Here is a 23587-nt window from a genome sequence, read left to right as displayed (position 1 = left end):
GCGACCGCCATGAAGACAGTACCCATTACCGGGCGCCGTCCTCGGGCGCCTTGGCGGCGATGGCGCTGAAGTGCGTGTGGGCAGTTCTCAGGTCCGCCTCACGATCGACACCTGTGAACGGCAGCTCGTACACCGTTCCATCCAGTGTGCGAGCCGTCTCTGACAGTGGAGTGCTACTTGCGCGGTACGCCTTGACGATCTCGCGCGGGACCTGCTGTCCGTTGTTGTCGTACAGCGCTTCCCTCTCGTATGCCTGCAAGACGGGAAACTGTGTTCGGTAAATTGTCACCAATTCCTCGGCAGTGATGCCCAACATGACGGCCACGATTGCATCAATCTCAACAAGTGCTTGGCGGCGGTCAGCGTCATGGCGAAGAGGTGTATCCCAAGACCAGTCGTGCTCGATGTGCCCGAGGCGGGGTCGGTTCGGAAAGGCGGTGGTGATGCTGGGTACCCAGTCATCATTTCGCCAGATTGGCGAAGCGAGTTCCTTCCAGAGCCCGGCATAGTGCTCAACGAGCGCATTCAGTCGAAGGGCTCGAAGAATGAGGTGCTCCTCGAGCGCATGACCACGAACGTGTGGCAGGCGTCGAACAAATCCATGCTTCAGTTCGCTTGCTCCAGCGGCCTTTACCATGAAGTCGGACACGATCGAAGCCCAGGTGCCGGCCGCGATAACCAGGTCTCGTGCAGATATGCCACCGAGAGAGAGGACCGTGCCTACAAAGGTCGGCCCTGGGGGCGCAAGGGCTGCATGCAGGGACCGGACGGTAGCTGAGTCGGCCATGCGGCGCCAAGCTAGGCGGGGGTAAGCGCTCGCGGCCCGCCCATTCCACTTGGGATACTCCGCTTCGAAATGCGAGCGCGGTACCGCACGTCGGTAGTTCGTTCGGGGAATGAAGTCAGGACCGATTGAAGCTAGGTCAATCGGCTCCATCTTCCCAGAAGAGCTGGGCTGCTGGAAAAGAGGAGTCGCCACCGTCAGATGGGGACCTTGAAAGATGATGCTTCCCCAGTTGTCCGGCGTAGACACGGAACCCTCGAATATCCCTCTCTTGCGATCCTGATCCTCTTCCCAGCCGCGCGTCCACTCGAAGCCCACCTCACCGAGGCGCGGCGCCGTTGCAAGCTTCTCCAGCACCACAGAGCTAGCCCGGTTGGCCGGGTAGAGCATTCGCGCTTCGATCGCTGGCGTGCCTGGCTCATCCAGTAGTGCGGCCCAGCCACTCAAGACGGTCTCAGTGACATGGATAATCCGCTCTGCGTGCGGGCGCAGATCCCACGCGTCATTCTCGTCTCGTAGGCCGGGCGGTGGGCCGGACCCGTCGTGCTTCAAGGATCGGTCAATGACTTGGGGGCCGAAGATCCATGCTGCATGCAAAAATCCAACAGGCTTTGGATTCCCGTAGATGTGAAACCCAAAAGTCTTCTTGTGGCCGATCTCTGGGAATTGAAACGTATTGTTGTGCAGTCGCCAGTGTCGGCGCAGGCGCTGATAGGTCTCGCGCCGAAGGGCGTTGGCACCCGCTTCGGTGAAGTGAGATTCAGGATGAATGAGCCCGGCGATGCCGGTTGAACTCAAGGAACGCCAAGCTCTATCCATGAAGCATCGATAAAGGTCCGGCTGAAGTCCAGTGAGCACGGGTCTGTCCACGGGGCTGCCAAGGTGTTCGCTAATGCCCGCGACTTGGACTCGCTCATCCAAGAAGCGATCGAGTACCTCTGCTTGGGCCAGGTTGCGACTGCGACGCGCCTTCTTCGTCGCCTCTGCGGGTTTGGTGGCGAGCTGCCACCAAGGATCTTCTTCGGCGAGGGCGGCCGACTCATCCCAGCGCGGTCGAACCCAGGGTGGATTCCCTACCTGGAGATCGAATCCCCCTCTGGCGAAGACGGGTGTGAAGTCGAGTTCCCAATGGAAGAAACCCTGCTGGGCGGCGATCTCTTCGATGACCTGCAGCCAGGGAAACCGCTCAGTTGTCCACTTTCTGGACCGGGCGCCAGCGAAACTAAGTTCCATCTCCTCGGCCTGAGCCAGTTCTTCCCAGCTCGTCTGGTCGCTGAACCCGATCTGTCCGACTGTGAACCGCTTGCCGGTCGGTGCCTTGGCCTCGACCCCGAGGATCGACTCCAGCGCACCAAGCCAGTCCTGCCAGCTCGGCGGGTGGATGCGCTGACCGTCAGGAGTGCGTCGATCGGTCAGGGGCCAGAACCACAGTGCGCACCAGGCGTCCATGACGCGGCGGAGCCGGCGATAGGCACCTTCGGGGTCATTGAGCACTGCCTCGATCTGCTCCCGGGACACCGCGCCGGTGGCCTCGGGGAGGTCCTTGGCGCCCCAGACGTCCACGTGCCGACGGATCTCCGACTCGGCGATGGTGAGCCGGCGGAGGGTCAGCTGCCAGAGCTTCTCCACGCGGCGGGCCAGCGACACGAGCCGCGCTTGGTCCGGCTTCGACGGCGGCGTCCGCACGTCCTTCTGCCACGCGCGCAGCCGCTCACGGGCCTCGGGGGCGTACTGCTTGGCCTCGGCCGCGTCCGCGCCGGCGCCCCAGCCCTGGGCCGGGAGCAGGAAGTGGTGGATCCGACCGGAGACGTCGACCGAGCCGTCCATGAGCGTGCTCAGCGGCACGTCCTCTGGCACCGTGGTCAGCCACGCCTTCTTGGGCAGGTCCCGGTTCGGTGAGTAGAAGGCCCGTCGGGCGCCGATCAGTGAGTTGCCGCGGCGCAGGTGCAGACCGAACCAGGGGGCCTGGAGCGACGAGTCCATGGTGTCGAGCCACAGTGAGACCTCCGCGAGCTCGACGGCGGTCTCGTTGAGGTCGACGCCATAGACCTGGTGAAGCGCGAGGTAGGCCTTCACCTTCTGCAGCTCGGCCGGGTACCGGTCGGCCGGGATCTGTTCGCCCACCTCTTCCTGGCGCCGCTTGAGGTAGCGGTCGGCCAACTGGCGAACCGCCTCGATGGCGAACGCCCCCGAGCCGAGGGCAGGCTCACAGATGGTCAGCCGCAGCATGTCCGCGGCCGGCGTCTCGGTGTCGTCCTGGTCGAGCAGCTCCTCGAGGCTGTGGTGCACCACCGACCGGGTGAGCACCTCGGGGGTGTAATACGACGCCGACTGCTGCCGTTCCCGACCCGCGAGCCGGTAGACGAACGTTCCTCGTCGGTGCAGCACCGGCTTTGGCTCACCGGTGATGGGGTCCAGTGTCCGCACGAGGTGCTCGGGGTCGACGTCGTCCACGCGGGTGACCGGCAGGACCCAGGTGCCCTTCTCCGGGTTGCCGTTCGGCGCGACCTCGTAGAGGTCCTCCTCGGCGAAGAACCCGGTGTAGCTCATCAGGCCCTCGTACACCGCCCCGAGCTGGTTGATCCCGAGCTCCGCGTAGGAGATGAAGCCGCGGTCGCCGCCCTTCTTCGCCTTGCTCAGCAGCAGATGCGAGAGCACCTGCTGCACAGCGTCGTTCCCGAGCTTCACCTCGTCGATGAGCGCGGTGGCCTGCTGGCCGAAGAGGTCGGCGCGCAGCGATCGGAACGCGAGCCCACGGCCGCTGGCATCAGCAGCAACCTCGTGGCCCTCGTCGATCAGCCGGAAGAGGAGCGCGAGCGACTCATAGAGGTGCGTGCCGCGCTTGGCGCGGTCGGTGGTCAGCTGGGCCAGGGTCAGGTCGCGTAACCGGTCGATCCCGTAGCCGGCGCGGTACTGCGGATCGGTCACCGGCAGGACGCCGAGCTCGGTCGACGTCTCGGCGTAGAGGACGAACAGGATCCGGTAGAGGAAGCGCAGCGACTGGCGGGTGAGGTCCCGGGCCAGCCCGAGCTCCCCTTCGACCGGCAGGCCCTCGGCGCGTCGGCGCCGGACGACCTCGTTGGCGATGATCTCGACCGACAGGCGGATGCCCTCGCGCAGGTCCTTGGAGACGCCGACGGTGTGCTGCACCGACTCGCCGAGGATGTCAGCCCACAAGGTCGAGCCGTCAGGGCGGGGGAGGACCGTGTCTCGCCCGAGCAGGGCGACCGCGTGCTCCGTCTCCCCGGCGCGCTTGGTGTCCCGACGCTCGGCAACCAACCCGAAATCGACGCCGAGCCAGCGACCCTCCGGCCAGCGGGTCCGCTCGGCCAGGAGGACCCAGCGGCCGGCCAGGACCAGGATGAACGGCGGCGCGTCGTCGGAGTGGAACAGCTCGGAGACGACCTTGCTGGTGGCTGCGACAGGCGCACCGTCGAGAGTCGCCGCCTCGAGCAGCCGGCCGGCTCCCGTGGCGTCGAGGACGTCCTCGACGCTCTGTGCCGGCCGCGCCTCGAGGATCACCAGGCTCACACCGGACGAGCCGCGGAGCACGACCGCGCCCGGCACGGTCACCTCGGCCGCGCCCCGGGCCGTCGTCCACTTGTCCGGCTTCCCGGCGTATCCGAGAGCCTCCCGGACGACTGCATGCAACTCACGGGCCGGGTCCGTGTCGTCGGCGGTCAGGGTGCTGGTGGCTCGCGCGATGGTGGTCGCGGCCTTCTGCAGCCGGGAGCGGCTCGAGGGGCGGCCCGCCTCTTCCTCCTCGTCCCAGGCGGTGCGCAGGGCGTTGACCTGGCCGAGGAAGGAGCCGCTCTTGGCGTCGGTCGTCAGGTAGTGCTCGGAGATCCACTCCTCGCTGACGACGATCGAGTCGAACGACGGCATCAGGCCACCTCCACCGGCGCCGTTGCAGGGACCACGAGCAGCAGGGGACGGACCAGCTGCTGGCTCGCGGCGAGTGACTCGGCGATCTCGCGCTCGGCGACGATTCGCTTCTCGTGCTGAGTGAGTTTGTTGCGGGCGGCGCCGCTCAGGCCGAGGTCGATAGCAAGTTGCTGCCAGCCGTGTGAGCGGTCGCGGAAGGCCGCCAGGCGCTGCTCCAGCTCGGCGCGCTGCTGCTGCTCGGTGAGGCTGAGCGTGGCGGTCGCCCGGTCGACCGCGGGTGCGATGAGCGCCTGCAGCTCCGCGGTGATCGGGACGCCGCCGGGGTTGGCGCCGCCGGCGCGCAGGCCGGTGGCGTCGAGGAATTCGAGATCCGGTTGCACCTCGGCGAGGCCCATTGTCGGGTCACCCGTCGGAAAGGCGACGGTGACGAACTGGCGGGAGACCACCTGACCGCGGCGGTTCATCAGCGTGGCCAGCAGGACGACGGTGGGCGCGTCGACGTCGCCGTAGGCGGCGAACACCTCGTTGCGGCCCAGGTCGGAGAGCACCTTGTCGGCCACCCAGTCGAGGACCGGGTGCAGCGGGGACAGGTAGTGCGCCGCCGGCCAGATGGTCGTGCTCCCCTTGTCGCGTGCCGCCCGGAGGTGGGCGGTGCCGACCTCGGGCGTGGTGGCGAGGATCAGCCGCTGCTTGACCTTGTGGTCGCGCAGGTATCCCTGGGGGAGGGCGTCCAGCCGGGCCCGCAGGTCAGCCGGGGGCGCGAGCTCGACCAGGCCCTGCTGCGGATAGGTCCGCCATCCGACTCCGGGTTGGAAGCGGGCGTCCGGGTCGTGCGCCGGGTCGTCGTAGATCTCGGCGAGGGCGGTGCTCAGGAAGTCGAGGTCGGTGGGGAACAGCGCGTGGCCGTCGTCCACCGGCGGTGAGTCGAGTACGTACTGGTCCGCCGTCCCGAAGAGCTGATCCAGAGCCGCCAACGGGTCGTCGGACTCCAGGACCTGCTGAGGGGACGGGACGACGTCGTCCAGGTCGGCGGTGCCCTTGGCGAGCATGTCCCGGATCTCGTCCTCCTCGAGCTTGGCCGAGTGCTTGCTCATCAGAGCGCCGGCGTCGCCGAGGGTGGTGTGGGCCTCGTGCTCCTTGGCCAGCAGGCGGTGCAGGACCCGGACGTCGCCGGAGAAGCGGTCGTGGCTGGGCATGAGAGCGAGGGCGGCGATCCGCGGCGGGTGCTGCTGGCCGTAGCGGTCGATGCGGCCGTTGCGCTGCTCGATCCGGATGAGGCTCCAGGGCAGGTCGACGTGCACGAGGTCGTGGCACTGGGCGTGCAGGTTGACGCCCTCGCTGGCGACGTCGCCGGTGATGAGAACCCGAACGGAGGAGTGGGCGAGCTTGAAGTCCTCGACGATGCGCTGCTGCACGACATCGGGGAGTCCACCGTGGAGGACGGCGAACTGCTCGGACTTCATGCCGAGCGCGACGGGCAGAGTGTCGTTGAGCCACTCGAGGGTGGCGACCCGCTCGGCGAAGAGGACCACGCGGGTGGCAGACGCCCTGCCGATTCCGATGCTCATGAGGTGCTCGACGAGCTTCGTCAGCTTGGCGGAGTTGCCGTAGACCTTGTCGGCGAGGGCGTCGAGCCGGTCGAGGGCCTCGGCCTCGCGGGCGCCGGCGTCCGTGTCGATGTCCAAGCGCTTGCGGCGGTTGCGGACGGACTCCTGCAGGGCGGCGGGCGAGGAGAGGGAGGCCTTGGCGAGGGTCCAGGGGAACAGGGCGCTGCGCTCGCCGGAGTAGGGAGAGCGGCCGTTCTCCGGGTAGAGCCAGGTGTCGGCGATCTCGGCGGCGAGGGCGTCCTCCTCGGGTGAAGCTTCCACCGCGATGACCTCGGGCTGCAGTCGCTCGGCCCAGTCGGCGCCGACCTGCGCAGCCACGGCAGGGGAGTGCCGGTGGCGGCGGAGGAGGAGACGGTGGACGTCCTCGTCGCTGAATTCGCCTTCCGGCGTGACCGCGGTGGGGTCGAGTAGCCGCAGGAGTTCGGCGAAGGACTCCTTCTTGCCGTTGTGCGGCGTGGCCGAGGCGAGGATGAGGGCCTCGGTGTTGGGAGCGAGGACCGAGGCCAGTTCGTTGTTGAGGGTCGCGGTGTTGGTGATGTTGTGCGACTCGTCGATGACGACGGCGTCCCACCGCTGCTTCTCCAGGTAGGCCCGGTACTGGGCGCCCTTGAGCGTGTCGATCGAGACGATGACCCGGTTGAAGTAGGTGAACGGGTTGCGGGAGGCCGGCAGGGTCTGGCGGATTCGCTGGATGCCCTCGCTGTCGAGGCGGACGAGGGGGAGAGCGAACCGGGTCCACAGCTCGTGCTGCATCTGGTCGAGCACGTGCCGCGGGGTGACGACGAGAATCCGTTCGGCCCGGCCGCGACGGGCGAGCTCGGACAGGATCATGCCGATCTCGAGTGTCTTGCCGAGGCCGACGGCGTCGGCGATGAGCAGCCGCGGGCGGAGGTTGGTCTCGGCGAGGGCGTGTGCGACGGCCTGGCGCTGGTAAATCAGCGGGTCGGACAGCATGCGGTGGGAGACCGCGAGCCGTGGGTCGCCGTGGGGGACCGGCGTCTTGCGCAGGGTCGCCTCCAGCCACAGCCGGGCGCGGCGGTACCGCGGTGAGATGTCGGCGACCAGCTTGGCGTTGCGCGGGTCGAGCTCCTCGATGCAGTCGAGGTCGCTGAAGAAGACGGCGCTCTGGCCGCGGACCAGCTCGGTCAGGCCACGGACCTCGAGCCGCCAGACGCCGGCCGTGTTCTCTGCTGCCGTGACGAGCCACTCCTCGTCGCGCACGACCACGAGAGATCCGGGCGCGACGGACAGTGCTTCCCCCGTTGCCATGCGTCAATCATGACCGGTGCCGTTCCGTTCGTCCCCCACCGCCCGGGGCGGCAGTCACAGCAGCACCTGTGGCAACGGAGACCACGATCGCCGTTCCGCCGCGAACGGGCAGAACTGAAGACGAGTCTGTCTTCAGCGCCTGCCGGCGAGCAGACGGCTCCGCGCCCACTCGCCGGCCCGACGGGTCAGGACCGGGGGCCCTTGGCCCAGGACGGGTCAAGGAGGGTCATCGTCCCGTCCTGCGCGTAGACGATGTCGACGGCCAGCGGCTTCTCCGAGGCGGGTGCGAGTGCCCGACGGATGTCGTTCGTCACGACGTGGAGCAGGTACTGGTGGAAGAGGGCGTGCTCGGTTCGCCCGTTGCTCCACCAGCCGGACAGGATCCCGTCAGGCATCTTCAGTTGGACGGTGTCGAGTCGGTCCGCCAGTCCCTGGAGCTGCGACTCGACCTCGAGGACGTCGGCCAGGCTGCGTCGCAACAGCGCCATGATCTTGTCCACAGACTGCCCCTGGCTGTCACGGCGAGTTGACTGTTCCGCCACCAGCAGGATCCGTGCGCGCTCCAGTTGTAGCGCCGAGAACACCAGTTCGAGCTCCGGCTGCATCTGTCGAGGCTCAAGGCCGAGCTTCCGGAGTTCCCGCCCGAGGGCGTCCGGCGTCGGTTCCGCCTCGATGACCTCGCCTATGGCCGCCAGACGGCTCGCCTTCCTCGCCGTCTTCTCGAACGCCTTGCGCGCATGGAAGGCTGCTGCGTCCACGCCATTCGGGGAACCGAGGGGCTGCCCGCCGACCAGGACGGCCGCGGCCTCCTTCAGGAGTTGCCACGAGGCCTTGAGCTCGGCGATGGTCTCATCCTCCTGCTCCTGCTTGACGAGCCTGAGCGCTTCCTCGATCCGGTCGAACCGAGCCAGTTCGTCCTTGCGCGCCTGGTACTCCAGGATGGCGGTGACCGCGGCGAGCGCGACGCTGATCCCGACCGAGGACAGGACAGCGCTACGGTTGAGCCTCACCGGAACGAAGCCAGCGTGACCACGGACGTTTCCGGCACCATCGACGATGGGGGATCGCAGGCCCACGCCTGCAGCTGCCTGCATCGGTCGCAGGGCGCCACTGGCCACGCCTGCCGCCAGATCGCTCGGCACGACCATCCGATACAGGGTGCCCGTGGATGAGGTCCTCCCCGTGGAAGCGAAGATGGCGGAGATGGCGCGGCCGATCTCGGAGGCAGGACTGATGTTCATAGCGTGAAAGGCCGACGTGTCGCCGTGCCACTCGGCTGCCTCGACCGTCATGGAAGGCACACCGGCGAGTTCGTCGAGCAGACGAGAGATGACAGCTCGGCTGTCGCCGTCGGAGTCGACACCCGCTAGTAGGTCGTCCAAGCCGCGCAGGTTGGTACTGGGCAGCGGGACGACGACCTTATTTACTTCTTCGCGGGGCGCCACGGTGGCTCACTCTCTCCAGGGTTCCTGCGCAGTGACTGGTGATTGCTCGGCGACTCAGCATGACGGTCCGTGCCCACGCAACCAGGTCGCTCGACACGCATGTCTCCACAAAGGTGAAGGCGCTTGCCCGGGTCATTGCGTCCGCTGAGTCCCGGGCGCACCTCGGCCCGTCTGGCCTTGTCCCAGGCCTGCCGAGTGGGCATGCCCGGGACACGGCTCAACTCTGGGCCGTGTGGCGCGTACCCACGCGCCGGGCCCCCACGCGCAGAGCGCCCCGCAGTGATCGCTTGGCCGACCCCTTCGCGCCGACCGCCTCCGCGACGCTCGGCGCCAGGGCCCATCCTCGGGCCGCGATTCGACGCCCGGCCGTCTCAGTGGCATCCGACCGCCGGCCAGTGGATGGCCCGAGCGGGAGCTTGTCCCAGTCGTGATTGGGCGGGAAGTGGGCCTGCAACCAGGCGTCGTAGGCGGCTGCGTCGTCGCGGACGAAGCCGGTCTCCGCCTCCGGTGGAATACCGGCCGTCGTCAGGTTGAGCACCCGTGCCAGGTCGTTGACCTGACTGGCCTTGGGGCCCTCGTCTCCGCCGATCTCCTGGAGCTGGTCGACCATTCCAAGGGCCAACGGCCGGCAACGGACCAGCGGGCGGTGGAGGTAGCTGTTCGGCATGTCCTGGCGGATGAACAGGAACTCGACCGGGCTGTAGTCCTCGCCGTCGCGGAAGAGCTCCGCCCCCCACCACAGGCGGGCCAAAGCCTGCTTGTTGATGGCGCCGAACCAGCGTTCGCGTGCCACCCCTTCGGCGCCCGTCCACCGGTAGGTCACATAGCCCCGGTATCGGAGGGCGAGCCAATGCCACAGGCCACGGTGCCCGGCCTCGGACCTGGTGAGCCGAAGAGCTGCGTGCAGTCGCGGGGCCAACCATCGGTCGGATTCCTCAGCGGACGCCCAGCGACGCTGGTCGACGAGCTCGTGGAAGCGCCGCATGAGCCCATCGAGGACATCGACAGGAACGGTCTGACCGTGTCGCTCGACGACTTTTTCGAGGGCGTCGAAACTCGCGCCGCCCTCCGCCAGCCGCTCTCGCTCGAAGCCGTCGAGCTCTCGAGTGAACCGGTGCAGCGTCTCGGCCATCAGCGGACCTCCTCGGCGAAGTCGACGATGTTCTGGTTGAGTGATACGAGCTCACCGATGGCGAGCTCGACCTCGGACCACACGGCCCGGAGATCGGCGAGCGAGCCCTGGGCCTGGTACACGCGGGTGTAGAGGTCCTGTACGTCGGACACCGAGCGCATGACGTCCGCGACTGCCCCGCAGGCCTGCCGGAGCACCGGGTCTTCCGGTGGAACGGCCTCCTCGTTGCCGGCCGAGTTGGTGACGAGCTCGTCGAACGCCGCTTGGACGAGGGTGCGGGTCACCGATGCGGCGATAATCGTCGAGAAGGTGTCGCGAAGACGACGCCGTTCTTCTTTCGCGTACTCGTTGAGGAGCAACTTCTGAAATTGCTTCTGGCCGCTGTTCAGGTACAGGACCGGGGTCGAGCCCTCCAGCGCGACGGCGTAGGGCGCAGACGAGTACGTGCGGCACAGGAGCGGCGCATCCGTCCCACTGAAGTCGACCCATCTCGTCGTGACGGGGGTCCGCGTCGCCGCTGCGGGTGGGGTTCCCTTCTCGAGGACCACGGACCACGGACCACGGCGAGGACGAGCCGCGGAGGAGTGGACGGTCATCCGCGTCCGGCGCGGTCACGTACGCCTGCAGCGTCATGACGCCGCCCAGCTCCGCGCGCCGAGCCCGAAGCTGTCCTTGCCAGTGATCAGTCCACACCGCGCGGAGCACGGCAGGGATGCGGCTGTTCGTCGTCCCGCTCGACAACATCACGTACGCGTGGCAGGTGACGTGTGCAAGGTCGGAGGGTCGTGGCTCCGCGGCAGCAACCTCTACGTCGATCTCCAGCAGCTCCCAGTCGGCCTCCACCCCGTCGAGGTGGATCCGCTGCAGAGCGTCGTCGACGACGTCGGCCGGCACCCCGTCGAACCTGACCGCGGCGACGGTGAGGGCCATCGCCCGTCTGAACTGGGGCCAGGCGTAGCGAGCGGTCATGCTCCCTCCTCCGTCTGCAGGGGGCCGGTGGGGCCGGTCAGGACGTCCATGACGGACATGTCCGCCGGGATGGGGAGATCCGCGATCGATGTCCCCTTGAAGCGAGCGGTGACCTTGCGGGCACGGGGTCGAGCGGGGATGAGTACGCGTCCGCCGGCGGTACTGCACCCGTCGACAGCGACGAGGTCCCCAGACCACTTCACCGACTGCCGTCCACCGTCCAGCCCGACGAGGACCAGCGAGGGTTCGAGCGACCAGCCGTCGTCGCGGTTCTTGGCCTGGACCTCGACCTCGACCTGCCAACTCCCGTCCCGCACCTTCCAGTCGACGATCTCGATGACCGGCTTCCGCGGGGCGCCGCCTGCACTGACGCTGCCGGGCGTGTCGCTCTTCAGAAAGCGGAGATGTCGCAGGACGCTCTGAGGCCCCTTGTCGTCCGGAGTCGGGATCACGTCAAAGAGCTCGTCGAGGGCTTCGCGGACCCGCCGGTCAATCGCGATCAGGTTCGGCACCCATGGCGCGATGTAATTGGCTGTCAGGTTGACCTGTGAAGTCTGGTGTCGCCCGCTGCCAGGGATCCACCTGTCGTGCGCCGGTGGTTCGGAGAAGCGCAGGAAGTCGTCGGCTCGCCGGTCATCCGTAGTCGGGGCGGTCGGGGTCACCGCGGCACCTGCGACGACGAACGCGTGGTACCGCCGGCCCTCGTAGCGCTTGTCGATCGTCTGCACGACCATCTCAGGCTTCCTGAACAGGCAGACCCGGTCCTCGAGCCCGTCTCGGTTGTCGTCCGAGAGCGTCACGACCAGACGAGCCTGGTGCGTGAACCGGTCGTGCTGGTCGCCGGTGCGGCGGCGTGAGACCTCGATCGGTAGGGGACGGACCACGACGTCGTAGGGCTTCTCCAGGGTCTGGTCGACGTCACCCGCGTCGTAGCGCTTTAGGGCCCGGACCAGTTCGGCGTACGTCTCGGACGGGTCGACGGGCGTGTCACTCTTCAGCGTGCCGTTGTCCACGTGTCGGATGCGGACGCGCATGCCGCCGCGAGTGAGCAATGGCCAGAAGCTCTCCTCGATCCCGTAGCGGAGCCCGCGGGCGAGTCGCTCCACGACCTTGCCCGGCGTCTCGTCCTCGGTCACCGGGTCGTCGGGGTCGTAGAAGGCCAGGACCAGCGCCGAGGTGCCCGGGCGATCGTCCTCTCGGTGCAGGTGCAGGCGGCGCACGAGGTCCTCGCTGTTCCAGGTGCTCCGCGCTGCGCCGTCCTCGTCGGGCACGCCGAAGTAGCCGCGGCCCTGGTAGGCCTTGCCGCCGACTCGGTGCACGGTGCCCTGGTTGACTCCGAAGACGCGGTTGAGCCGGTTCCCTTGAACAGCGTCCTCAGCCGAGAGGACGCTGTTAAACAGGACGGTCTGCAGACCGCTGAACCGCCAGTAGACGGCCTTGCCGAGGCCGAAGGACCCACCGGAGGCCTGGTCCTTGCCGCTGAACAGGTCCAGGCGGCAGAGTTTGATGAAGTTGCCGTACTTGTCCTCGGGGGTTTCGGCGTCGGGGAACTCAGGTCCCGTCAGACCCCGGCAGCCGTAGTCGTCGATGCGCAGGAGGACGAGGCGGTCGGACTGCCCGAGGGCCTCGAGGCCGGCGCGGATCTGACCCGCCGCAACGGCTCCGTTGGCACCGGCGGTCATGGCCTGCAGATGCGGGCGCAGCACCGACTCCCATCCGAGGGCGGACTCGAAGTCGCGGCGGGCGTCCCCGGTCAGGGTGATGAAGGTGTAGACGAGGTCCGCACTCGTCCCGACACGCGCGTCCGCGGAGTTCTGGCAGCTCTCTCGAGCCAGGGAGGTCAGACCGGCGTTGACCGTCCACTGGTTGGCGTTGCCGTAGTTGCCGTAGGTCTTGCTCTGCTCCTCCCAGGTCCACTGGCAGGCGCTCATGCATGACTCCTCTCACGTACTCCTCGAAGGAGCACGTCGGTTCGACTGGGGTCTCTTTCGGAGAGACGCAGGCCCGACTGCAGTCGGAGTCGAGACCGACACCACGGGTGCCGCTGGGCTGAAGGGCGCGACGGCTGTGGAGGCGTCTCAGTCGCGCAGCAGCTTGACCACCTCGGGCGGGACGGAGAACCCGGTGGTCGGCTGATAGCCCTTGACGTCGGGGTCGTACTGGGTGACGAGCAGTTCGTCTGCGTCCTCCGGCAGGTCACCGCAGTCGCGCATCACCTGAGCGATTCGAGTCGTGGGGCGCGTGAACCCGCGGAGCTTCCGCTTGGGCGAATAGCGCCCCAGCTCGTAGACCTCCGCCCTAGACACCGTTCGCCGTTCTCCGCGGCCCGCCGGATGGCCTTCGCCTGGACCGCTGCGCCGGCGGACGTCAGAGCGTCCAGCGCCTGCTCGAGGAGTTCACGCGTCCAACCCGACGGCTCGACGTCCTCCGGAACTGGCCGTGCGGCTTCGTCCTGCAACTCCGCGGCCAGGGCCAGAAGCCGCTCTCGTAGGTGCTCGGGCCAACCCGTGACATCGACGGCGATCTGCAGGACGGGGCGAGGCAGGTCCCGGATCGTGTCGGGCGAGCTGGTCAAGGAACTCCCTAAAAAGTCATTGCATTAGTTGGTCGGTAGCCGTCGGGCGCAGATGAGGGTGATCGCGAGTCGGGCCAGGGCGGTGATGGTCGTGGCGGTGCGGTCGTAGCGCGGGGCGAGGCGTTTGTAGGACAGCAGCCAGCCGAGGGTCCGTTCGACGACCCATCGGTGCCGGCCCAATCGGGCGCTGGAGTCGCGGCCGATGCGGGCGATCCGGGCGGTGATCCCGCGCCGGGGGAGGTAGCGGCGGACCCGCGGGTTGTCATAGCCCTTGTCCCCGTGCAGCTTGACCGGTCGGCGACGGGGATGTCCGCGGCCGCCGCGCTTGATCGCCGGCATCGAGTCCAGCAGTGGTTCGACGAACAGGCTGTCGTGCCGGTTGGCCGCTGAGACCAGCACGTTGAGCGGCAGGCCGTGGGCGTCGACGAGCAGGTGGTACTTGCTGCCGGCCTTGGCCCGGTCGGTCGGGTTCGGCCCGGTCAGCGCACCCCCCTTTTCGCCCGGACGCTGACCGAGTCCAAAGACGCCCGCGACCAGTCCAGCTCACCCTGCTCCCCGAGGCGATCGAGCACGGTCTGATGAACGCGTTCGAACACGCCGGCCTCGGCCCACTGGCGCATCCGCCGCCAGCAGGTCCAGCCCGACCCGAAGCCGAGCTCGCGGGGCAGCTTGGTCCAGTCGATGCCGGTGGAGAGCACGAAGGCGATGCCCTCGAGCACGTCCCGGTCGGAGACCCGAGGCCGGCCGGTGCGTCCGTGCACCGCCAGCGGCTGTGGTGGGATCAACGGCTCGAACAGCGTCCACAGCTCATCGCTGACCAGCCGGGGCGACGGGGAAGACGCCGGCGAGGACATGCTCGACAAGCTGCGCCGAACCGTCAGGGCCGAACAGGGCTCAACGACCTACTTCTGCAACGTCTTCTAAGGACTCGGAGGGACTTCAGACGTTCCGCCAAACTCTAGAGGCGTATCAACGGTACGTGCGTACTTGTAGTGGTGCGGTGGTCCGGCGGCAAGACCTGTGGTCCAGGGTGAAGACCTGATGACCTGATGGAGTGAGGCCAGGCGGTGATGGTTGCGCCTGCCGTTGGTCGCTCAGCGCTGCCCTCGAACACGATGCGACGATGCGCCCCTCCGTCACCGTGGCGGGGGAGAGGTCGAGCAGGGGAGTCATGAGGCAACCGCAGGACGATGACGGACGGCTGCTCGTCGCCACGTTTGAGGTGGAAGCCCGGAATTCCTGGCTCGACCTGATCCTGCACAGCGCGGGCGGGGCGGGCCGCGGGGGCGGTGTTGCGCGAAACCGGGACTATCCGCGCGCGCTGGAGATCTTGCTGGGGCGGCTCCGCACACTCGACGCCGTCCTGACGGACGCCGCCGTCGACTCGAAAGTGGTGGCCTCACTTCCTCCCGAGGAGCGCCGCCTGCGGCTGCAGGGAAGGGCCTATCCCGTAACCCTGCGCTTGGAGTCGGACATGGACGCGCTGCGTCGGACGATCACCCGGGCCCAGGGACCCATCGGCCGCTCACCCGCGGCCAAGCCGACGTCCCAGGGGAACGAGCGCAAACGGATCCGGTTGAGCTTCCGGATCCCGGGCTTCGTCGCCAAGCAGCGCGACGCGCACCGACTCGAGCTGGCGCTGGCGACCCTAAGCGTTGCTGGGCAGAACGGTGCGAGGCGCCACCGTGGGCAGGGAGCCATGGCCGACGCTGTTGTCCGGATCGCCGTTGAGCAGTTGGCCATGCGGCGGGCGACGGAGCACTACGAGTCCCAAGGGTGGGAAGTGGAGGACGTCGCCGCGACCAGCAGCTACGACCTTCACTGCCGGCGTGACGGCGAGGTGCGCTACGTGGAGGTCAAGGGGACCACGACAGCCGGCGACCATGTCCTGCTGACCCCGAACGAAGTCGCACTTGCGGTGGCCAATCCTTTGAACGCAGCGCTGTACGTGCTCAGTGACATCCGATTGGTCGCCGAACCTGGCCAGCCGGTGTCGGCCTCGGGCGGCGTTCCCTTGCTGCTCGACCCCTGGTCGCTGGACCCCGATCGGTTGTCGCCTACCGGGTACACCTACTCCTTGGACGGATGACGGCCGCGGGGCTCCCGCGGCGCCATGGGCGCAGGACTCTGCCTGCTGACTCGAATCCGTGAGCGCGGATCGGCGCGCGAGGTGTTCTGTCAGGCCATGAGCGTGTGCTCGTATGAGAGATGCTGCGGGCCGGCAAAGTGATGAGGTGCAGTCCAGCCGCTACGGCCAAGACCTGGACCTTGATCGCGTCCTGACGTGGTTCCAAAATAAGGAGGACGTGATCGGGACTCTTGGTCGCTGTATCCGGACAAGCCTGGACGAGGTGATCGACACCGCTCGGACGGGCCGTTGGGACCTCGATGCGTGCGGAGATCAAGAGAAGGCCTACGTCGGCGTCAAAGTGGAGCATGTCATTCGAGCCGCATTCGACCTGTCCTGTGGGCAGGAGGGGATGGACTACCGGGTCGATGGCGTCGACGTGGACTGCAAGTGGTCCAAGAACTTCGGTGGCTGGCAGATCCCCCGAGAGGCGGTCGGGCACATCTGCCTGGTGGTTTGGGCCGACGATTCCGCCTGTAGCTTCGCTGTGGGCGTGCTGCGCATCAATGAGGCGCTGCTCGTAGGGGGAAATCAGGACGGCAAGCGAACGGTGCGCATTTCGTCGAGTCGTTCCGCAGTTCGTTGGCTCGCTCCCAAGGGGAGCCCGCTGCCGCCCAACTTCCTGTTGCAGCTTCACTCCGAAGACCGTGAGGCCATCCTGAGGCACAGGGGTGGTGATGAGCGTGCGCGGGAGCTGTTCCGTCGATGTGACGGAGTGATCATCGACCGGCACACCATCGAGTCGATCGGGCAGCAGGTCGACGAAGGGCGCCGGTTCCGTGGTGCTACGCGCCAAGTTCTCCTAGAAGAGGGTTTCGAGGTGCTGAACGGACATCGACTGAGCAACCGTGCCCGTGCCATGGAACTCGGCGGCCCTGTTCCTGCGAACGGCAGCCAGTGGGTGTGTCTCAGAACTGACGGATCCTCGAGATCGCGGGCAGAGGAACGTCGGCGGCGCAACGTCCTTTTCACGCCGAGTGAAGTGAGTACACGGCCGACGTGACACTCGGTCTTGAGGTCTGCGCTAGCGAAGATACGACTTCACGTGAGCTGCCAGCGCAGTAGCCAAGCCCACCGGCACAGCATTGCCGATCTGCCTCGCGATCTCGATCTTCGAGCCACACCACCGGAACTTTTCCGGGAAGTCCTGGAGCAGAGCGGCTTCCAGGTGTGTGATCACTCGGTTGACCTGCTTGTCGGGGTTGTCCCGTTCCCACTGCGGGTGTAGGTAGCGCCCCTTCTCGGGCTTGAAGAACTCGGTGCGTATTGTCACCGAGGGGGCGTCCCATTCGAGGCGGCCCATGACGTCCGTGGTACCTGTGGGCTTCTTGCGCCAGCAGGGCGGCAGCAAATCCCGGGGGAGGTCGAAGCGCCCCCCGCCAGGTGGGATGTGGGCATAGCGCTTGAGTGAGGTATCCCGAGGACGGCGGCCGAAATGTAGGTCGAGTGACTTGAACTCGCCTGGGACCGTCTGGCCGAAGTATTTGGCAGTTTCTTCTGGGAGTTCCGTGGTGGTCGGTTCCTGAAGGTGGCCGATGCGGTCCCGCACAGTTCGCCACGGTTGGACGCGGAGCGGCTCACCCTTCGCGTGAGTTCGTTCAGGCATGGGGATGCGGCCGACTCGTGAGCCGATGATGATCGTCCGCGTCCGTCGCTGAGCGACGCCGTAGTCGGCCGCCAGTAGCAGGCCGTGAGTCAACTCGTAGTCGCGGAGGATGCCCCCTTCGGCCTCCTTCAAGAGGAGCTGGAATTCGGCGCTCGATCGGAACCTGTCGACATTCTCGATCATGAAGACTTGTGGGTGGGCCCGATCGACGAAGCGCAGATACTGTTTCCACAGTTGATTGCGCGGGTCGTTGATGTCCTTGCTGCCAAGGTTGGAGAAGCCCTGACAGGGTGGGCCGCCGATGATGACATCGACCTCGGGAATTTCGGAGTCAGGGAAGTCTGCGATGTCTCCCCAGAACATGTGCTTCTCACCGAAATTCGCTGCGTAGGTAGCTGCGGCGTGGAGGTTGTGCTCGACAGCCTTGACTGGCTGGAAGCCCTCGTCGACGAAGCCTGCCGTCATGCCTCCGCAGCCGGCGAAGAGGTCGATCATGGTGGGGGCGTCTGACACGAGGGGGATGCTAGGTGGCTGCTCCGACAGGACCGGGTGGCACGCCGCGTCGCGGACCTCCTGGCCGCCGCCTGGATCTGCGCGGAAGGACAGGAGCGACGTGCATCACGCTATGGCTTTGTCGAGGGGCGGAGTAGGTGACTCAGCCGACGAGCCCTAAACCCAGCTCGCCTGGGGTGACGGCCCGGATGAGCAAGCAGGCCCGCGCCGACACGGCTCCCGAGCTGGCGCTACGACGCTTGCTCCACAGCCGGGGGAAGCGGTACCGGGTCGGCTGGCCGGTCCCGGGTATGCCGAGACGGAAGCTCGACATCGCATTCACCAAGGCGCACGTGGCGGTCAACGTCCACGGCTGCTTCTGGCACGGCTGCCCGATTCATGCCACCTGGCCGGCCTCCAACGCCGACTGGTGGCGGCAGAAGATCGAGAAGAACAGGCTCCGGGACGAGGAGACCCGTCATCATCTCGAGGACCTCGGCTGGACGGTCGTAGAGGTCTGGGAGCACGAGTCACCCGAAGAGGCCCTCGGGCGGGTGCTACGGGCGCTCGGAACCTCGTGTGGTCAGGAGCACGGCGAGTCGGCGTCGAGGACCGTCGGTGGCGCCGGCTAGCGTGAGGCGGTGCGGGGGGATGGCTTCACGTTGCTCGACCTGTTCGCCGGCTGCGGGGGGCTGACCCGGGGTTTCCTCGACCAGGGGAGCTTCACGAGCGTCGGCGCCGTGGAGATCAACAGGACGGCGGCCGCGACCTACGCCGCGAACTTCGACCCGACGGGGGAGCACACCTACGCCGGGGACATCGCCGGCTACACCGACGTCCCGCGGGTCGACGTCGTCATCGGTGGGCCGCCGTGTCAGGGCTTCTCCGCCCTCGGCAAGCGCGACCCCGCGGACGTGCGCAACCAGCTGTGGCGGGAGTTCGTGCGGGTCGTACGCGAGTCCGACGCGCGGATGTTCGTCTTCGAGAACGTCGACCGGTTCGCCAAGACCCCGGAGTTCCGGCTGCTTCGGCAGGCGGCGAGCGAGGACGGTGAGCTCGCCGACTTCGACACCCGGGTCTTCCGGCTCAACGCCGCGGACTTCGGCACGCCGCAGAAGCGCGTCCGCACCTTTGTCGTCGGCTCGCGGATCGGTCCGGTGGACGAGCCTCGGCTGACGCACGCGAAGAGGCCTATCGAGGGCTTGAAGCAGTGGACGAACCTGAGGGAGGCCTTCCTCGAGGGGCCAGTTGTCCTGGAGCCTCGCGTCCGCGAGACGTGGCTCCCCGAGAGCGTCGTCGACTTCCAGGCGCACGAGGTCCCGGGGACCTTCAAGCTCCAGGACCTGCACGTCACCCGGAATCACGATCTCCTCTCGGAGATCCGCTACGCGCACATCGCGCCGGGACAAGGGCGGTTCGATCTGCCCGGGGAGCTGCAGTACCCCTGCTGGCGCCGGCACGCCAGAGGAGCCGGCGACGTCCTCGGCCGGCTGCGTTGGGACGAACCCGCGGTGACGATCCGCACCGAGTTCTTCCGGCCCGAGAAGGGACGCTTCCTGCACCCGCAGTGGGAGAACGGCGGTGAGCAGGTCAATCGAGCGCTCACCCACGCCGAGGCAGCGGTCGTCCAGGGCTTCGACGACCGCCACCTCTGGTGCGGCAGCAAGGCCGAGATCGCCCGTCAAATCGGCAACGCCGTCCCCCCGCCGTTGGCGAGGGCGGTCGCCGAGGTCGTCTCCGAGAGACTGAAGACGTCCTGAGACCGGAATCTGTGCGGGGTAGTCCCACCCCTCGCAACGATCGACCGAGTTCGGGTCCGGCCCGATGGACGCCAGCCGGACCCGAACCGGTGTCAGTCCATCCGTTGGCCTGCGTCGATGATGGCCCTCCGCGAAGCCGCGTTGCGGGCGCGGAACGTCACCAGCTGCGACGTCGTGCCGACCGCGGTTCGCGGCGTGATGGCCGTGAACGCGACGACGACACGACTCTCGTCAACCGTGGAGGTCGACGCGACGACCGTGTGCTCCACCACCGGGTACATCAGGAGGACCCCGCGCCGCGGACCAGACAGGGATTGACCGACCGGTGCAGTGCCACCTCCCTCCGTCGCGATCGAGAGGCAGGCGCGCCGGTGATTCGGGTCGCTGATTGCCCCGAAGAGGGCGCCGCGGCGGCGGGTGCGTTCAATGAGACTGCGCCACCCCACATCAGGCAGTTCACCTGACGACCCACCTGCTAGCTGCGGCAGGACGACGAGCCAGTCGTCGATCTGCGCCGTTGCCTCCTCCAGGTACCTGAGGTCCGGCAGGAAGTAGTCAGCGGAGTACCAGCGATAGGCGCTGAGGGACTGCAGCACTTCGGCGTGTGGCACTACGCCGGTGTACGCCTCAAAGGTCAGGGGACTTGAAGGGTAAGTTAGGTCGCGCTTGGGGACCGGGAGCGTCTGTAGGTCCGTTGCTGCCTTCAGGAGCGGAAGAGCGGCGGCATAGTTGTGCGCCAGGTCGAGCCGCACCTCAGGGTAAGCCGTCGGCTCCAACGGGGTTCCGGGCGAGCGGCGCACCTGCAGCTCGGCGTTGTACATCTTGTTCGGAGAGGTCGGCCGCAGCGTCGGCAGATGCTGCGACACCAGTGGCGGGATCTGGTCCGGCCGCACCTGCGCCTCACCGTCGACGGGCTTGGCGTACTGCCGCAGTTGCTCCCGGAAGACCTCCTCGTCGCGGACGACGGCCTCGAATTTGGCGTAGAGATCGTCGAAGCCACGACCGATCGGCTCGCGCCGTCCGATGAACAGTCGTACGAGGTCCGCGTAGCCCTCGCGGAAACCGAACCAACGGCCCATCTGCATCAAGGTGTCCGCGGCCGCGGTCCTCCGCCTGTAGTACGAGATCGTGAGGCCCTCGACGGTGAAGCCCCGGCTCAACTTGGTGCCACCGACGAGGATCCGCCACACGGGGTGGGCATCGAAGTCGAGTGCCTCCTGTACGAGGTCTTTGTCACCGTTGACGACGATGACGGGACTCCCGTCGAGCCCACGCATCCTCGCGAGCGCCTGCCCCACGAATGGTTCGAGCTCCTCGAAGTGTGCTGGCACCGGGTAATCACCGGCGCGGACTTCGCTCACGAGGCGGAAATCGGTCTCGAAGAGAGTGCGAAGCGGCGCGAGTCCGCGGGCGGATGCGTACGCCCTGGCCTGCCAAGCTTCGAGGACGTGCTTCCGGGTTTCCTTGTGTTCCGCCATCTTCACGGATTCGTGGACCAGCATCGTGTGGTGCCGGTAGAAGCCCGGGCGATCCATTCGGGCTTCCCGGAACAACTTGAGTGCACCGGACAACACATAAGCGTCGATGGCCTGTGTCAGCTCCGTCTGGCGCTCGTCGTCCGACTGGCCCAAGAGGGGACGTACGAACGCCTTCTCCTGCGAGTTCGCGACCGTCCGAGCGCCGAGCGCCACATCGCTGTCCAGGTCGTGGAAGTCGCTGACCCCCATGTAACCGACGGGTCGTTCGAGGCTGATCAAGAAGTCCTTGGGGAAGATGTCCTCGCTGTCGCTGGGATCGATGAAGACATTGGCAAAGGGTGTCGCGGTGTACCCCACGTACTGCGCGCGCGGGAGGAGCCCGAGGATCTGAGACAGCAGGCCGTTGATCGCAGTCCTGTCCTGCTGGCCAGCCTGCCAGCTGGCGGGGTTGCTGGTGTTCACTGACGCTTGGTCCGACTCGTCATCGATGATGAGTACCGGGATGTCCGAGAGCTTGGTCGTGATGCTTTTGAGGTCCTTGACCAGCTTGGTCAGGACGGCAGCGTTCTTCTTGATGACAGCCAGACGAGCATCGCTGGTGAACAGGTTGACGGGGTCGTACAGGGGGCGGTGTCGATCACGCCTGGCGACATCGAGCGCTGCGATTCCCTGGTTGAGTCGCCGGTAGTCGTTCCTGCTCGTGGTCAGTCGGACGACGTCGGGTGCACCGAGGTCCGACGGCTGACCGCCGTGCGACACGAACTTCCCACTCCGCCAGTCCTGGTCGTCCTGGTAATCGACTTGGCCCGCCAGGTCGGGATCAGTCAGATCCACACCGCGCTTGATGTTCTCGACGCCGACGAGTTCCATGTCGAGCCGACGCTGCGTCTGTTGGCGGAGGATGTCCACTGTGCCGGTAAGGACGATGACGAGCCGATAACCTGCGTCGATGGCCTTCGCGATGACACCGGTGAAGTTGGCCGTCTTCCCGCTCTGGACGTAGCCGACTACGAGACCCTTCGACTGGTAGGCCTGGGGCCTGGTGGGGTCCGACAATCGCTCGACGACCTGGGTGCTGGCGGTGTTCAGGCGTGCGACGGCCGCCGGGTTCCAGTGGCGCGTCTCCAGCAGGTATCGGCTGTAAACGTCCCAGTAGTGTGTCCGCTCCTGCCTGCGGTCCTCGGTGTACCACTCCTCGAAGCGGTCGCTGATGACCGACCCCCCGGGGGTTGCGAGGGGGAACAGGTCGTCAAATGCGACGGCCGTCGCCTCGTCGAGCCGCAACGCGCTGTACGTGTCCCGCCGGCGTGCCTGGCTGTAGCCCTCCGTCCCAGGAGCCCATGGGGCGGGGTCGGCAGCATCCCAGCGGGCCAGCGCGAGGTGCATGCGCATCCGGAGCGTGTCGTTGGGGCCGGTGCTCCGGAGGTGGTCCACCAACGCCGCAGGGCTGACGTCGATCGTCGGGAACTCGTCGTCGGCCTCGTTCTGGGCTCGTCGGGCGAGCGCCTTCGGCGCTCCGTCACCGATGCTGCGAAGCGCCGCGAGGTAGGCAGCTGTCAAGGTCATCAACTACTCCTAGGCGAGAAGGCTTCAGTGTCGGTCGGCGCCGATGGCAGTCCGGTGACGTCGATCCGATAGCGGACGTCCTCGAGTCGTGCGATGTCGACCAGGCTGCCGAGCGACTGTGTCGTGAGCGCCGGGACCTGACTGACGTGCACGGTGAGCGGATCACTGCGGAGGCGCCATGGACGCATCGGCAGGTTGGGTGACGTGTCGTCCCAGCCGGCCTGTCGGAGTCTTTCGAGGACCACAGCCTCTCGACCCTGCGACGCGCCGATGATCCGTCGGACCAACGCGGTCAAGCTCTCACCTGAACCTGCTCCAGCGTCTGTGACCTGCAGGCTGACCAGATGGAGATCCCGTCCTGGCGTCGGGGACAGCTGCCCGAGGCCGGAAATCCAATGGACGCGCTTCTCGCCCGCCGTGGTTTTCACCTCCAGGTCGGTCTGAGGTATCGCGAAATCGTGCTCCGCTCTCTCAGAACCCGTCCACGCCGTGATCGCTCGCTCTACCCCCATGGTGACGAACAGTCGCTCCAGGACCAGGAGTTCCCCGAAGAGCCCGATCTCTCGCTCACGGGACATAGCACTTTCGTGCTGGAGCAGGGACTCGAGCCCAGTGATCGTCTCGGTTACCGCTGAGGCGAATGGTTCGTCGGCCAGTTGTAGGCGGTCTGCAAGCGCGGTCAAGAGCGGATAGGCCTCGTCGAGGATGTGAGGGCTCGCGACCTCGAGGCGGGCCCAGTTCAGGCCGTCGCGATAGATGACGTCGCAGCGGAGGTTCCGGTAGCTCTGCAGGGTCGGAACGACGCGTCCATCCCACGGCGTCTCAAGAGCAAGGGTCGTGCGTAGTCCGTCTACCACCAGGGCGACCTGCGGGGATCCCGGGACGGGTACG

15 protein-coding genes are annotated in these 23587 nt (G+C 67.1%); 4 read left to right on the top strand and 11 right to left on the bottom strand.

The features are described from left to right. Positions 1-25 precede the first annotated feature (25 nt). From ACI79G_RS15450 to ACI79G_RS15415, 8 genes are all read right to left on the bottom strand, one after another. Complete coding sequence (locus ACI79G_RS15450; RefSeq protein ID WP_456882001.1) at positions 26-4669, bottom strand: class I SAM-dependent DNA methyltransferase; 4644 nt, start codon at positions 4667-4669, stop codon at positions 26-28. After that, positions 4669-7545: an SNF2-related protein gene (locus tag ACI79G_RS15445; RefSeq protein WP_456882000.1), complete on the bottom strand. Its 2877-nt coding sequence runs from the start codon at positions 7543-7545 to the stop codon at positions 4669-4671. The genes ACI79G_RS15450 and ACI79G_RS15445 overlap by 1 nt, the downstream gene beginning before the upstream one ends. A gap of 185 nt (positions 7546-7730) precedes the next feature. Continuing rightward, positions 7731-8990: a hypothetical protein gene (locus ACI79G_RS15440; protein ID WP_456881999.1), complete on the bottom strand. Its 1260-nt coding sequence runs from the start codon at positions 8988-8990 to the stop codon at positions 7731-7733. A gap of 217 nt (positions 8991-9207) precedes the next feature. Next, complete coding sequence (locus ACI79G_RS15435) at positions 9208-10122, bottom strand: DUF6339 family protein (RefSeq protein ID WP_456881998.1); 915 nt, start codon at positions 10120-10122, stop codon at positions 9208-9210. Continuing rightward, complete coding sequence (locus ACI79G_RS15430; RefSeq protein WP_456881997.1) at positions 10122-10670, bottom strand: hypothetical protein; 549 nt, start codon at positions 10668-10670, stop codon at positions 10122-10124. Before ACI79G_RS15430 ends, ACI79G_RS15435 begins: the two co-directional genes overlap by 1 nt. Before the next feature lie 417 nt (positions 10671-11087). Beyond that, positions 11088-13022: a hypothetical protein gene (locus ACI79G_RS15425; protein WP_456881996.1), complete on the bottom strand. Its 1935-nt coding sequence runs from the start codon at positions 13020-13022 to the stop codon at positions 11088-11090. A gap of 147 nt (positions 13023-13169) precedes the next feature. Then, the gene (locus ACI79G_RS15420; protein ID WP_456873665.1) at positions 13170-13304 is read right to left on the bottom strand and encodes a hypothetical protein; all 135 of its coding nucleotides are present in this window, start codon (positions 13302-13304) and stop codon (positions 13170-13172) included. 386 nt (positions 13305-13690) lie between these two features. Beyond that, positions 13691-14520 (bottom strand): IS5 family transposase gene (locus ACI79G_RS15415; RefSeq protein ID WP_456881995.1). Its coding sequence is split into 2 segments (ribosomal slippage): positions 13691-14161 and positions 14164-14520, totalling 828 coding nucleotides; the frame shifts between segments, so codons are not numbered across the junction. Between the two features lie 317 nt (positions 14521-14837). On the opposite strand from ACI79G_RS15415, the gene ACI79G_RS15410 reads away from it, so the two are divergent. Together ACI79G_RS15410 and ACI79G_RS15405 are read left to right on the top strand one after the other, a co-directional pair. After that, the gene (locus ACI79G_RS15410) at positions 14838-15755 is read left to right on the top strand and encodes a DUF3883 domain-containing protein (RefSeq protein WP_456881994.1); all 918 of its coding nucleotides are present in this window, start codon (positions 14838-14840) and stop codon (positions 15753-15755) included. A 145-nt stretch (positions 15756-15900) separates the two neighbouring features. Continuing rightward, complete coding sequence (locus ACI79G_RS15405) at positions 15901-16797, top strand: NaeI family type II restriction endonuclease (RefSeq protein WP_456881993.1); 897 nt, start codon at positions 15901-15903, stop codon at positions 16795-16797. A 21-nt stretch (positions 16798-16818) separates the two neighbouring features. Here ACI79G_RS15405 and ACI79G_RS15400 read toward each other — a convergent pair whose 3' ends face one another. Continuing rightward, positions 16819-17895 (bottom strand): DNA cytosine methyltransferase, encoded by a 1077-nt coding sequence (locus ACI79G_RS15400; protein WP_456881992.1) that lies wholly within the window; start codon positions 17893-17895, stop codon positions 16819-16821. Positions 17896-18101: 206 nt separating this feature from the next. On the opposite strand from ACI79G_RS15400, the gene ACI79G_RS15395 reads away from it, so the two are divergent. Together ACI79G_RS15395 and ACI79G_RS15390 are read left to right on the top strand one after the other, a co-directional pair. After that, positions 18102-18524: a very short patch repair endonuclease gene (locus tag ACI79G_RS15395; RefSeq protein WP_456881991.1), complete on the top strand. Its 423-nt coding sequence runs from the start codon at positions 18102-18104 to the stop codon at positions 18522-18524. 9 nt (positions 18525-18533) lie between these two features. Then, positions 18534-19652 (top strand): DNA cytosine methyltransferase, encoded by a 1119-nt coding sequence (locus ACI79G_RS15390; protein ID WP_456881990.1) that lies wholly within the window; start codon positions 18534-18536, stop codon positions 19650-19652. 92 nt (positions 19653-19744) lie between these two features. Here ACI79G_RS15390 and ACI79G_RS15385 read toward each other — a convergent pair whose 3' ends face one another. Together ACI79G_RS15385 and ACI79G_RS15380 are read right to left on the bottom strand one after the other, a co-directional pair. Beyond that, on the bottom strand, positions 19745-22696 hold the full coding sequence (locus tag ACI79G_RS15385) for a Z1 domain-containing protein (RefSeq protein WP_456881989.1): 2952 nt from the start codon (positions 22694-22696) through the stop codon (positions 19745-19747). After that, complete coding sequence (locus ACI79G_RS15380) at positions 22696-23553, bottom strand: PD-(D/E)XK motif protein (protein WP_456881988.1); 858 nt, start codon at positions 23551-23553, stop codon at positions 22696-22698. The genes ACI79G_RS15385 and ACI79G_RS15380 overlap by 1 nt, the downstream gene beginning before the upstream one ends. Positions 23554-23587: the final 34 nt, after the last annotated feature.

It is taken from the genome of Geodermatophilus sp. SYSU D00779 (assembly GCF_054050595.1).
The sequence above is the reverse complement of the archived record's forward strand: the minus strand, read 5'-3'. Positions and strand labels throughout refer to the sequence as shown.

Bases quoted from the DNA above. Each gene is read 5' to 3' on its own strand.
- ACI79G_RS15425 (WP_456881996.1), bottom strand. From the start codon at position 13,022: ATGAGCGCCTGCCAGTGGACCTGGGAGGAGCAGAGCAAGACCTACGGC.
- ACI79G_RS15435 (WP_456881998.1), bottom strand. From the start codon at position 10,122: ATGGCCGAGACGCTGCACCGGTTCACTCGAGAGCTCGACGGCTTCGAG.
- ACI79G_RS15410 (WP_456881994.1), top strand. From the start codon at position 14,838: ATGAGGCAACCGCAGGACGATGACGGACGGCTGCTCGTCGCCACGTTT.
- ACI79G_RS15450 (WP_456882001.1), bottom strand. From the start codon at position 4,669: ATGCCGTCGTTCGACTCGATCGTCGTCAGCGAGGAGTGGATCTCCGAG.
- ACI79G_RS15395 (WP_456881991.1), top strand. From the start codon at position 18,102: ATGAGCAAGCAGGCCCGCGCCGACACGGCTCCCGAGCTGGCGCTACGA.
- ACI79G_RS15400 (WP_456881992.1), bottom strand. From the start codon at position 17,895: ATGATCGACCTCTTCGCCGGCTGCGGAGGCATGACGGCAGGCTTCGTC.
- ACI79G_RS15445 (WP_456882000.1), bottom strand. From the start codon at position 7,545: ATGGCAACGGGGGAAGCACTGTCCGTCGCGCCCGGATCTCTCGTGGTC.
- ACI79G_RS15420 (WP_456873665.1), bottom strand. From the start codon at position 13,304: ATGCGCGACTGCGGTGACCTGCCGGAGGACGCAGACGAACTGCTCGTC.
- ACI79G_RS15385 (WP_456881989.1), bottom strand. From the start codon at position 22,696: ATGACCTTGACAGCTGCCTACCTCGCGGCGCTTCGCAGCATCGGTGAC.